This is a genomic window from Salmonella sp. SAL04162, assembly GCF_046551535.1.
Taxonomy (GTDB): Bacteria; Pseudomonadota; Gammaproteobacteria; order Enterobacterales; family Enterobacteriaceae; genus Salmonella; species Salmonella enterica.
Map to the genome: position 1 here is coordinate 44467 of NZ_JBGDVX010000008.1, position 12697 is coordinate 57163.

Annotated in this window: 8 protein-coding genes; 2 read left to right on the forward strand and 6 right to left on the reverse strand. The window is 52.3% G+C overall.

Translation table 11 applies throughout. The annotated features are described in order from the left end of the window. Nucleotides 1–48: 48 nt before the first annotated feature. The 5 genes from dtpD to hmpA form a co-directional block, all read right to left on the reverse strand. A complete protein-coding gene (gene dtpD, locus ACLJRH_RS16680; protein WP_023136413.1) occupies nucleotides 49–1509 on the reverse strand; it encodes a dipeptide permease DtpD in 1461 nt (486 codons plus the stop codon). Nucleotides 1510–1564: 55 nt separating this feature from the next. Continuing rightward, nucleotides 1565–3709, reverse strand: a complete 2145-nt coding sequence (gene cadA, locus ACLJRH_RS16685; protein ID WP_001100652.1) for a lysine decarboxylase CadA — start codon at nucleotides 3707–3709, stop codon at nucleotides 1565–1567. A gap of 82 nt (nucleotides 3710–3791) precedes the next feature. Continuing rightward, the gene (cadB, locus tag ACLJRH_RS16690) at nucleotides 3792–5123 is read right to left on the reverse strand and encodes a cadaverine/lysine antiporter (RefSeq protein WP_000100008.1); all 1332 of its coding nucleotides are present in this window, start codon (nucleotides 5121–5123) and stop codon (nucleotides 3792–3794) included. Nucleotides 5124–5483: 360 nt separating this feature from the next. Next, nucleotides 5484–7025, reverse strand: a complete 1542-nt coding sequence (cadC, locus tag ACLJRH_RS16695) for a lysine decarboxylation/transport transcriptional activator CadC (protein WP_023136412.1) — start codon at nucleotides 7023–7025, stop codon at nucleotides 5484–5486. Nucleotides 7026–7205: 180 nt separating this feature from the next. Next, nucleotides 7206–8396: an NO-inducible flavohemoprotein gene (gene hmpA, locus ACLJRH_RS16700; protein WP_000883147.1), complete on the reverse strand. Its 1191-nt coding sequence runs from the start codon at nucleotides 8394–8396 to the stop codon at nucleotides 7206–7208. A gap of 324 nt (nucleotides 8397–8720) precedes the next feature. Between hmpA and glyA the strand changes: the two genes are divergently transcribed. Both glyA and ACLJRH_RS16710 read left to right on the forward strand, forming a co-directional pair. Beyond that, nucleotides 8721–9974: a serine hydroxymethyltransferase gene (gene glyA, locus ACLJRH_RS16705; protein WP_000919178.1), complete on the forward strand. Its 1254-nt coding sequence runs from the start codon at nucleotides 8721–8723 to the stop codon at nucleotides 9972–9974. A 195-nt stretch (nucleotides 9975–10169) separates the two neighbouring features. Continuing rightward, the gene (locus tag ACLJRH_RS16710; protein WP_001173727.1) at nucleotides 10170–11309 is read left to right on the forward strand and encodes a 3-phenylpropionate MFS transporter; all 1140 of its coding nucleotides are present in this window, start codon (nucleotides 10170–10172) and stop codon (nucleotides 11307–11309) included. Here the strand turns inward: ACLJRH_RS16710 and csiE are convergent. After that, the gene (csiE, locus tag ACLJRH_RS16715) at nucleotides 11304–12581 is read right to left on the reverse strand and encodes a stationary phase inducible protein CsiE (protein ID WP_000982961.1); all 1278 of its coding nucleotides are present in this window, start codon (nucleotides 12579–12581) and stop codon (nucleotides 11304–11306) included. The two genes, ACLJRH_RS16710 and csiE, sit on opposite strands and share 6 nt — an antisense overlap. Nucleotides 12582–12697 lie beyond the last annotated feature (116 nt).

Here is a 12697-nt window from a genome sequence, read left to right on the forward strand (position 1 = left end):
TGTGCCGATTCGCTGCCCGTCTCCTCCTTGTGGGCAGCGAGCCACCGTTTAATCGCCCTGCGGTAGCGCCGATGTAGTCCGGGTGCAAACCCATCTCAGGCCGACAATGGCGACGATCAGCGCCACGCAACTTAGCGTCCACTCGCCCATTTGCGAGAAAAAGTGTCCGTAGGCGGCTACCGCCGTATCACTAATTTGCGATTCCGTGGTTTGTTGCGCGACGACGCCAGCCAGCCAGTTAGCGACCGCGCCGGTCGCCAGCATATAAATACCGGTCAGTACGCCCGTGACGCCAGGCAGGTTGAGGCGGGTAATTTGCGCCATCGCGACTGGATCAATAAACAGCTCCGCAAAGCCCATCAGCGCCAGCCCTGCGATCATCATTCCCATTGATGCCTGCCCGTCTAACCGGGCCTGATGCGCGTTTAGCGCCAGCAGCATAAAACCGCCGCCCATTAATACCAGCCCCACGGCAAATTTAAGCCAGACGCGCAGCACCGAGCGGGCGCTCTCTTTCGGGCGGCTCAGCCACGCCAGCACCACGCCCGCCGCCATCACCGCAATCGCATTGACCGACTGGAACAATGCGGTGGGGACGGTCATATTCAGCCAGTGGCGGTTGACAAAACGGTCGATGAATAAACTGATCGAACTTCCGCCCTGCTGCGCCAGAACCCAGAAGAGAGTGCCGGTGATCATTAACAGAACGATTTGCCACAAGGCGCGACGGTGTTCGGGAAATTTAACCATAATACGGGCGATAAGTTGCGCCGCGAAGACGCAGACAATGGCCAGCACATAGCCAGACCAGTTATTTTCCAGCAGGAGGGTGAAGAATACCGGCGCGATACACAGCATTAATACCAGCCAACCCCAGGTTGGAAGGGCGAATTTAACCGCCCGCAACGCGGGGCGATTAACACCGCGCGTCTGCTGAAAGTGGCGATGACCGCTTAAAAAGATGAGCAGGCCGATGAACATTCCCACGCCCGCCAGCGCAAAGCCGACATGCCAGCCATACCACTGCGCCGCCAGACCACAGGCGATCGGCGCGGCTATCGATCCAATATTCCCGGCGGCGTAGAGCAGCGAGAATCCCCCGTCGCGGCGGTTGTCATCAGGGGCGTAAAGTTCGCCCAGCAGACAGCTAATATTGGATTTAAACAAGCCGTAGCCGCAGATAATAATGGCCAGCGCCGCATATAAACTCAGCGTTGAATCAGATTCTAAGCCCAATACCACATGACCCAGCGTCATCAATAAGGCGCCGGTGATAACCGCCACGCGGTTGCCAAGCAGGCGGTCGGCAAGCCAGCCGCCAAGAATAGGGGTAACGTAAACTAAAGAGGCGTAGGCGCTGAAGAGGTTGATCGCGTGGCTGTCATTAAAACCAAGCTGGTGGGTAAGATAAAGGATGAGTAAGGCACGCATGCCGTAAAAGCTGAAGTATTCCCAAATTTGAATCGCCACGATGTAAAAAATCGCGCGCGGTTGTGAGGGTGTTTTCATAAAGTCTCCTTGCTGCGTGAAAAAAGGGAAGTGGCAAGCCACTTCCCTTTGGTACTTATTTCGTATTTTCTTTCAGCACCTTAACGGTGTAACGTCCGTCTGCCTGACGATAGGCGCCGTGGATATCGGTTTCGAAGCCCGGATAGTGGGCGCCGATTTCGCACAGCATTTGCAGGAATTCCAGTACCGGACGGCTTTCCTCGGTGATCATTTCACCAGGCATCACCAGCGGCACTCCCGGAGGGTAAGGAAGGATCATGTTGGCGTTGACGCGACCAACCATCTCTTCAAGATACACCTCTTCCGTTTCGCCATGCAGCTCTTTCTGGAACGCAGTATACGGCGTCATCACCATTTTCGGCAGCACTTCAAACGCACGGTACATTAAGTCCGGCAGATTATGATGTTCGACCAGTTTATGAATATTCTGCGCCAGTTCCTGGATGCGCATATTTTCATAAAACTCAGGCGCTTCGCGGTACAGTGCTGGCAGAATGTTTTTGACGCGCAGGTTCAGGTCAAAGGCGCGTTTAAATTCAGTGAGCGCGCGCAGCAGGCTCAGAGCTTTGGTTTTGTCGATACCAATGCTGAACAGGAACAGCAGGTTGTATGGACCGGTTTTTTCTACGATGATGCCACGTTCATCGAGATATTTGGCGACCAGACTTGCCGGGATACCGAACTCATCCATCGTACCGTCTTTTTTCATCCCCGGCGTCAGGATAGTGACTTTGATCGGGTCGAGGTACATGTGTTCGTTATCGATATTTTTGAAGCCATGCCATGCGCTATCTGAACGCAGCGGCCAGCACTCAGCCCCATCGATATGTTCCGGCTGCCATACGTCAAAGAACCAGCCGTCGGATTCGCTTTTCAGGCGTTTAATTTCTTTACGGAATTTAATCGCACGTTCAATAGAACCGTTAATCAGGCGTTTACCCGCATTACCTTTCATCATCGCCGCTGCGGTTTCAGTAGACGCTACGATACCGTAGTGCGGAGAAGTGGTGGTATGCATCATGTAGGCTTCGTTAAAGGTTTCTTCGTTAATGTCGCCTTTAACATGAATCATGGATGCCTGTGAAAACGCCGCCAGCAGTTTATGCGTGGACTGGGTTTCATAAATGATTTTGCCTTCTACACGGTCGCCGCTCATACCGCATTTACCCTGATAAATAGGGGAGAAATTGGTATAAGGCACCCAGGCGGAGTCAAAATGAATGGACTTCACATCCAGAGTTTTCTTGATGTAGTCAGTGTTATACAACAAACCGTCATAGGTTGAGTTAGTAATAACAGCATGGACCGGCCAGGTTGCGTTAGGCGTCTCTTTTACCCGTTTAGCGATAGTGGCGTGCTGGAACTCGCTTTGCGGAATACCGCCAAGAATACCGTAGGCGTTACGGGTTGGGCGGAAATAAATCGGCGTAATGTCGCTCATCATCATCAGATGGGTCAGCGATTTATGGCAGTTACGGTCAATCAGTACCGTGCTGCCTGCCGGCGCGGAGTACATACCGACGATTTTGTTCGCCGTAGAGGTGCCGTTCGTCACCATGTAGCTACGTTCGGCGTTAAAGACGCGGGCGATATACTCTTCCGCTTCTTTATGCGGGCCGGAGTGGTCCAGCAGCGAACCCAGTTCGGAAACGGAAATCGAAATATCGGATTTCATCGTGTTCGGGCCGAAGAAATCATAAAAGATGCTGCCGACGGGGCTTTTCTGGAAAGCGGTCCCGCCCATGTGGCCAGGCGTACAGAAAGTATATTTCCCTTCGCGCACATATTTGAACAGTGCTTTTGTCAGCGGCGGCAGAATATTGTCGATGTATTCATCGGTATTCTGGCGAATTTTCGCCGCGATATCGGCTGCGGCGCCTAAAGCATATTCAAAGAAGCGAACCTGCATTCTCAGATCGTTGAGGCTGACGTCCAGCGTAGAGTAGCTGTTGGCGAAGGCGTACAGCGGCATATACTCGTTCAGCTTGCTAATCTCTTCGCAAAGCTCAAGGTTATATTTATCCCAGTCGAAAATGACGCCGCAAAGGCGGGAGTTATTTTCAATCAGCTTCAGCAGGTCTTCTCGGTCGTTTGGATAGACGATACGGAAATTTAAACCTTCCAGTGCACGATGCAGTTCACGAATAGGCTCTTCTTTAAAGTAGACGCCCATGTGGTTCATGATAGCAATAACGTTCATAGTCTTGTTCCTGGTAAAGTGGGCCCCTCCCGCTACGCTATAGCAGGTGACGAAAGGGGCTTTGAGAAAAAGGAGTTAGCGGTTAAAGCGCTTCAGCCGTATTGTTGTCGCTGTCGTTGTTCTGGCGCTGGTGCATTTTGCGACCGTAGAACATCAGGATGATCAGACTGACGATAAAGGTGCCGGAGAGTTCGAAGGAGCTGGCACCCATCAGTGCGATGAAGCAAAATGCGCAGCCCAGTACAGAACAAATCAGGCTTACCGAGTTACGGATGTTGAACCCTTCGAAGCGAATCAGGTCAACACAGGAGTAGAAGTACGGCAGCATGGTAAGCAGTACGGCAATCCCGGTCAGTTCGCCGAACAGGTCGGACGCTTTACCGCCGCTGGAGTTCATGATGGTGATCAGAATCATCAGCGCCGTCATTTTCACCGCAGCCAACAGCAGACCTTTTTTCGGAATACCGTTTTTATCCATTTCACCGTAAATTTTCGGGAAGTTGCCGTCGTTGGCGGCGCGAACCCCAGCCTGGCCGACCAGCATCATCCAGGAGCCCAGAGACGTCAGGCAGGCGAAAGCGGTAAAGGCGGAAACCAGCGGCGCAGCCCAGCCACCCAGAATCGTGGAGGTACTGATAGCGAACGGCGCGCCGGAAGAGGCCATAACGGAAGCTGGGAACATCCCGGCGATAACCTGAGTCGCAGCGATATAGATGATGCCTGCCAGCGCGGTACCCAGCATGGTTGCCAGCGGTACGGTGCGTTTCGGGTTTTTCACCATGCCGGTGCTGACGGCGGCAGACTCAACGCCAACGAACGCCCACAGGCAGAGCAGAATACTTTTAACAATGGCGTGAGAGTCGGTCGTCGTAGACGTGTTCCAGTTCGCGTGATAGGTCGCGATATCGAACCAATGCCAGCCGGCGACTGCGGTCAAGACTACCGGGATCAGCACCAGGAATAGGCCAATCGTTGTTAGGCGGCTGACCCAGGCCCCGCCCAGCATATTAATAAAGGTGAACAGCCAGACGATAGCAATACAGGCAATACCTGCCGGTATTGGATTATTTAATGCCGGGAAGAATGTAGAAAGATAAGAAACAGCGGTAATGCCGATGGCTAAGTTACCAATCCAGTTTGCGTGATAATAAAGAACGCCGGTCTGGAAACCAAACGCCGGAGATATTTCCCCAGCATAAGCGATAGGGCCACCCTGTTGCGGGTTTTTGGTTGCCAGCCTCGCATAAACATAAGCCAGCGACATTGCCCCAATAATAGAAATTACCCAGCCCCAGATGGCAATGCCACCAATACTGGCAAGGTTGGCGGGTAATAATGCAATCCCGCTCCCCATCATATTACCGGCAACGACGCCAGTACAGGCAAATAGCCCGATCTTTTTGACAGAACTCATGTTCATTTCTCCTGAGCTGTATTTTTAAGAACCGGGCTTATGCTTCATATATGCTGCGTGCCCGTTCAACTGTCGACAAGATTAACGAATGGGTTGAGATAAGTCCTAAAGAAAAAGTGAAATAAACACAAACATGAAAAAACTGATAGATTGATTTTTTTGAATTAACATATAAATATCATGAAAAATATCATGAAAGGATAAACATCGTTTAATTACAAAGAGTTATATTTACATACCTTTGCGATGAATATGTTGCCAAAATTAACATAAGCTATTTTTGGCAACATGTTTTTCACAAAATAAAAGCGAAAAATTTAATATCTTTTCGCTTTTATTTGTCATGGTTCAGCGTTAAATTTAATCTTCTGCCAGAAAACTATTCAGATAAGGGACAATTTTCTGAACGGATGTCTGAAATACGCCGTTCTCGATCCAGTACAGAGTGTTTTCACCTGGACGTAAATTAAAGGCGGTCAGATAGGCATCAGCGGCCAGACGATTCTCACCTTTCATTTCGTAAACTTTCCCCAACAGGACATAGTTAAACCACGACATTTCAAGCTCGATGCTTTTATTGATTTCCTCATACGCTGCATCGATATCACCTTTGCCTAACAGATCGACGGTCTTGATTTTATAATAAACAGACGTTTTCTCAACGCCCGGAATTTGATCTATTTTTTTAAACTCTTCGTTCAGTGCGGCCACTTGTTCTTTATCAAACGGCTGTTGTGATTGCCGTAATACATCTACCAGCACTTTATATTCATAGGCATAGTTGAAATCAGGCGTTTCCTTAATAATGCCATTCAGAATATCGCTGGCTTTACCTAGCGCCTGCGCATCGCCGCTCAGAATAAGCTGGCGCGCCTCATAAAAACGCATCAGCGCGGTATTTTGCGGCGTTCTGAACAGGGCCAGTTGTTCTCGCATACGATTAGGCCAGGGCTGTGTTAAAACGAAAGACAGGCTATTAAACAGATCATCCTGGATGGACAACTGGTTAGTATTGGTGACGAAATAACGCTTATCCAGCATGGTTGAACCATCGGCGTTATCAATGAGCACCACAGACATAAAGCACTGCTGCGCCCGATAGTGGCGCTGATTGACAAACTGAATGGTTAACGTCTTACCGGAGCTGCTTGGCTCATTGACCCGGTAATTAGTTTTATCGTGCACCATAAAGGTCGAGTAGGTGTTCAGCAGGTCGGTGATTAAGCCGCCCAGACCGATGGCGTAGGACTCCTGCGAGACCCAGTTATTACAGGAATTGCCGCCTTCAAAACGAACATCTATATCTCGTGGGTTAAGTAATAACCGCGTTTTTGTTACCGCGGCATTATGATCTACCACCGACATCACGATAAACACCACCAGCGTCGCCAGCGAGAGTAGGAACATTACCCACGTCCAGAAAGCGGCGATACGCGGCTTTTTCGCCTTTTTAGTCGGCGTTTGCAAAGAGGCGGGCGGCACAGGCGCAGCGGCAGGAACCCCCTCCGTCGGTTCTGCATTCGTCGCTGCGATCGGCGGCGGCGACGTTGATGAATTATCGATCTCATCGCTATTTTCTTCGCACCAGATAACCGGCGCCGTCAGCTTATAGCCGCGTTTAGGTACGGTAACAATGTATTCAGCATTGCTGTCTCCGCCATCTCTTAATGATTTGCGTAGTTCAGAAATGCTTTGGGTGACAACATGGTTGGTCACGATGGTGCGCATCCAGACATGATCAATAATGTTATCCCGGCTTAACACTTCATCCGGGTGATGCGCAAAATACATCAGAAGATCGATCAGCCGTGGTTCAAGAGTAATCTGGCGTCCCTGACGACTGATCTGATTAACAGAAGGTGTAACCAGCCACTCTCCAATGCGTACAACAGGTTGCTGCATAAAAAGATGCCCTAACGAGCTAAGTCAAACGTTAATAATAACACGATTTGCACAGACTTTTTTTATTCCCCTTTTTTGTAAAAGAAAGGCATAAAAAGCAGCGCAATAAGCAGGGGGCGGGAAGGAGAACGGGCGTTCGCCTTAACGATAACGCCCGTTTTTTCAGAGGATCTCTTGCAATTACAGCACTTTATGCGGGCCGAAGCATTCGTAATGAATGTTTTCGTTATTCACGCCAAGTGAAACCAGTTGTTTTGCGGCAAACTGCATAAAGCCTACCGGGCCGCAAAGATAGAACTGCATTGCCGGATCGCTGATCGCGGCTTCCAGTTTGCTTAAATCCATCAGCCCTTCGCTGTCAAAGACGCGTTGGGCGCGATCGGCCTCGGTCGGTTCGCGGTACCAGGTATGGGCAGTGAAACGCGGCAGTGTACGGCCCAGCTCGCTTACTTCGTCGGCAAACGCATGAACGTCGCCGTTCTCCGCCGCATGGAACCAGTTCACCTGCGCGGTATGCTGTTCTTTCGCCAGCGTATCGAGCATCGCCAACATCGGCGTCTGGCCGACGCCAGCGGAAATCAGCGAAACGGGGGTATCAGCGGCGACATTCATAAAGAAGTCACCTGCCGGCGCAGCCAGATGTACCACATCGCCCACGCTGGCGTGGTGGTGTAACCAGTTTGATACCTGGCCGCCGTCTTCACGCTTCACGGCAATACGGTACCCTTTGCCATCGGGTTTACGGGTCAGTGAATATTGGCGGATCTCCTGATGCGCAAAACCTTCCGGCTTCAGCCAGACCCCCAGATACTGCCCGGGACGGTATTCCGCCACCGTACCGCCGTCGACCGGTTCAAACTCAAAGCTGGTGATCAGTGCGCTACGCGGGGTTTTCGCAACGATGCGGAAGGGGCGCGTGCCTTCCCAGCCGCCGTCTTTGCTGGCGTTCTCGTGATAAATCTCGGCTTCCCGATGAATAAAGACGTTAGCCAGTACGCCATAGGCTTTGCCCCACGCGTCCAGCACCTCCTGGCCCGGGTTGAACATTTCATCCAGCGTCGCCAGCAGATGCGTCCCGACGATGTTGTACTGCTCCGGCTTAATCTGGAAGCTGGTGTGCTTCTGCGCGATTTTTTCTACCGCCGGCAGCAACGCCGGTAAATTTTCGATATTGCTGGCGTAGGCCGCGATAGCATTAAACAGGGCTTCACGCTGATCGCCGTTACGCTGGTTGCTCATATTGAAGATTTCTTTGAGCTCCGGATTATGCGTAAACATACGGTCGTAGAAGTGGGCGGTCAGTTTCGGTCCTGTTTCAACCAGCAGGGGAATGGTGGCCTTTACTGTAGCGATGGTTTGTGCGTCAAGCATACGTGCTTCCTTTATGTGAAAATCTAATGATGTATATCAAATGCATCTTATAAAAATACCCTTGCATTGTAAATGGATCTTCTCTGCTTTACGTTATGGAGGTAACAACGTGAAAAATCTGCATCACAAAGCTGAAAAGAAATCCGTTGAAATTCGTCAGGCTCTCGTTCAGGAAACCCTTATCTGACGCATAGGTAATCGTTTGCGTAAAAACCTTTGTCAAGACCTGTTATCGAAGAATGATTCGGTTATACTGTTGGCCGAAGTCCCACGGACTGCCTTTTCAGGCACAAATTTTATTGTTAGCTGAGTCAGGAGATGCGGATGTTAAAGCGTGAAATGAACATTGCCGATTATGATGCCGAGTTGTGGCAGGCTATGGAGCAGGAAAAAGTACGTCAGGAAGAGCACATCGAACTGATCGCCTCCGAAAACTACACCAGCCCGCGCGTGATGCAGGCGCAGGGGTCTCAGCTGACCAACAAATACGCTGAAGGTTATCCGGGCAAGCGCTACTACGGCGGTTGCGAATACGTTGATGTTGTAGAGCAACTGGCTATCGACCGCGCGAAAGAACTGTTCGGCGCCGACTACGCTAACGTGCAGCCGCACTCCGGTTCTCAGGCTAACTTCGCTGTTTACACCGCGCTGCTGCAGCCGGGCGACACCGTTCTGGGCATGAATCTGGCGCAGGGCGGCCACCTGACTCACGGCTCCCCGGTTAACTTCTCCGGTAAACTGTACAACATCGTACCTTACGGTATCGATGAGTCCGGTAAAATTGACTATGACGAGATGGCGAAGCTGGCCAAAGAGCACAAGCCGAAGATGATTATCGGTGGCTTCTCTGCCTACTCCGGCGTGGTTGACTGGGCAAAAATGCGTGAAATCGCTGACAGCATCGGCGCATACCTGTTTGTCGACATGGCGCACGTGGCGGGCCTGATTGCCGCAGGCGTTTACCCGAACCCGGTTCCGCACGCTCACGTTGTCACCACCACCACCCACAAAACCCTGGCGGGTCCGCGCGGCGGCCTGATCCTGGCGAAAGGCGGAGACGAAGAGCTGTACAAAAAACTGAACTCTGCCGTCTTCCCAAGCGCGCAGGGCGGCCCGCTGATGCACGTGATCGCCGGTAAAGCGGTAGCGCTGAAAGAAGCGATGGAGCCGGAGTTCAAAGTCTACCAGCAGCAGGTGGCGAAAAACGCCAAAGCGATGGTGGAAGTGTTCCTGAACCGCGGCTACAAAGTGGTGTCTGGCGGCACTGAGAACCACCTGTTCCTGCTGGACCTGGTGGATAAAAACCTGACCGGTAAAGAAGCTGACGCCGCGCTGGGCCGTGCTAACATCACCGTGAACAAAAACAGCGTGCCGAACGATCCGAAGAGCCCGTTCGTGACCTCCGGTATCCGTATCGGTTCCCCGGCGGTTACTCGTCGCGGCTTCAAAGAAGCGGAAGTGAAAGAGCTGGCTGGCTGGATGTGTGACGTGCTGGACAACATCAATGATGAAGCCACCATTGAACGCGTGAAAGCGAAAGTACTGGATATCTGCGCCCGCTTCCCGGTTTACGCGTAAGCGCTTATGTTGTGAAAATGGCCCGATGGCGCTGCGTCTGTCGGGCATTACTTATGCGCCATAACGTGACGCCGCCGGAAGTCATTATCCGGCGGCGTTACCATTTGAACTTCTCCCTCCGCTTGTTAATCTTATGTTACCCTTGCCAGCGCAACCGTTTACCGCCAGACTATCGCCTCCAAACGGGAGGGAATCATGGCATTGCATTCCACGCGCTGGCTGGCGCTCAGTTATTTCACCTACTTCTTTAGTTACGGTATTTTTCTGCCCTTCTGGAGCGTCTGGCTCAAAGGTCTTGGGCTAACGCCGGAAACCATCGGTCTTCTGCTGGGCGTGGGTCTGGTCGCGCGTTTTCTCGGTAGTCTGCTTATTGCGCCTCGCGTAAGCGATCCTTCGCGGTTGATCTCCGCGCTGCGCGTACTGGCATTGCTGACGCTGGTATTTGCGCTGGCATTTTGGGCAGGAACGCATGTCGCGTGGCTAATGGTGGTGATGGTTGGGTTTAACCTCTTCTTTTCACCACTGGTGCCGCTGACCGATGCGCTGGCCAATACCTGGCAAAAGCAAATTACCCTGGACTATGGTCGGGTGCGGCTGTGGGGGTCCATCGCCTTCGTGATAGGGTCGGCGCTGACCGGTAAGCTGGTGAGTTTATACGATTACCAGGCGATTCTGGCGCTACTGACGCTCGGCGTCGCCTCGATGTTGCTGGGTATGTTGTTACGTCCCAGCGTGCCGCCGCAAGGGGAAAGCCGTCAGCAGGAGAGCGCAGGCTGGCCCGCCTGGCGTACGCTGGTGGCACAAAGTTGGCGTTTTCTCGCCTGCGTCTGTTTGCTGCAAGGGGCGCACGCCGCCTACTATGGTTTTAGCGCCATCTACTGGCAGGGGGCTGGCTATTCAGCATCGGCGGTCGGCTATTTATGGTCGTTGGGCGTGGTGGCGGAAGTGATCATTTTCGCCCTGAGTAAAAAGCTATTCCGTCGGTTTAGCGCCCGCGACTTGCTATTGCTTTCCGCTGTGTGTGGGATGGTACGCTGGGGACTGATGGGCTGGAGTACGGCGTTGCCGTGGCTGATTGTGATACAAATCCTGCACTGTGGCACGTTTACCGTTTGCCATCTGGCCGCCATGCGTTATATCGCTGCGCGTCAGGGAAGCGAGGTGATTCGTTTGCAGGCCGTCTATTCCGCTGTGGCGATGGGCGGCAGCATCGCGATTATGACAGTATTTGCCGGTTTTCTGTATCAACATCTGGGCGGCGGCGTATTCTGGATTATGGCGCTGGTGGCATTGCCCGCTATCTTCCTTCGGCCCAAAGTGGTTGCCGCGTCATGATTCCAGGATCTTGCGGATCTGCTGCTGTTGGTGCTCTGTGAGGGCGCGATCCGCATGAATTAACGGCGGTGAGAAGAGCGGTAGCGGCGTGGCGTAAGGGGTAACAATCAGCGCTACGCCGCGCGGGCATCCCTCTTTTTGAAACGCCTGGAGCGATATCCGTCTGATATTCAGCGGCAATAGGGTCAGTTCACGCAGTTGCTGCTCAATATGCGTCTCCAGCGCATCATTTTTATCCGCTAACAATACGATCTGTCTCTCATGCAAATCGTTATCCTGCATTAGCCAGGCGCCGAAAATCACTGCCACCAGCCCCGTCTCTTCCTCGGAAAAGTGGATACCATATTCGGCTTCAAACCCGGCGAGCGCCTCACGTGTGGTGCGAACCAGACGCGGATAAAGACGGTTGAACTCTTCCGGAAGCGTATTATCGATGCCAATCGTGAATAAACTTCGGTTCAGCGCCTGGGCGAGATGGACATACAGCTGATCGTTAAGCCCTTGTTCGTCGCTGAAGCGTACGTTCCCTTTTTCTCGAAAGCGCAGCACCAGCCGCGCCACCTCCAGTCGCAGTTGTTGTGCCCGTTGATGCGTGTCGCGAATCGGGTCGGGGAGGCGAATCATTGAAAACAGTAACGCCATAAACAGCGCTTCATTGAGCGGTGCGGCCTGCATCACGTGGCGCTGCCAGTGACGACCAATTTCCTGGGCGAGTGGATATTCCGCGCACGACTGCGCCCAAATCTGCTGCACAGGGTTGAATTCCGGGGTGATGCCAGCATGGTGTTGTAGCAGACAATACTGTAAAAAGAGACGCAGGAACTGCACGTCGCGATGTTCAAATGGTTTTTGCAACCGGCGGGCGCACAGATTGATGAGCGCGTGAAGATTAATATCATCATACAGCGGACGCGCGATACCGCGCTGTTTTAGCGCGTTTTTTAAGGCCGGGGTAAACTGTTGCGTGACGAAGGTCGGGCATAAACGCAGGCCGCGCCTGAGCCAGTGTAAAAGGCAAAGGCGCTGATCGAGTGCTGTACCTTCGATCCGATAGCAACCGTTCTGGCATGTTGTGATGGCAAGGCGATGATAGCGCTGGATCTCCAGGCTTGTCTCAGTGATATCCTCACGGGCAGTATCATCATCAACGCCATTAAGCGCGCTGAAGATTTCCACCGTGGCAATTGGCTCCGGCTGGAAAAGCGTCAGCAATACCTGACAGCGGCGCTGGGGAGCGGAAAGTACAGATGGTGGGGCAATTGTCGGCATCATCTGTCAGGTCTCCCGTTAGTTTGTCTGGTAAGGATAGCTAAAGTTTGCGTGTGAAAAATGTGATAAGCGTGCTTTTAGGTCAGGAATGCTGAGGAGCGTCACAGAATTTTTATCGC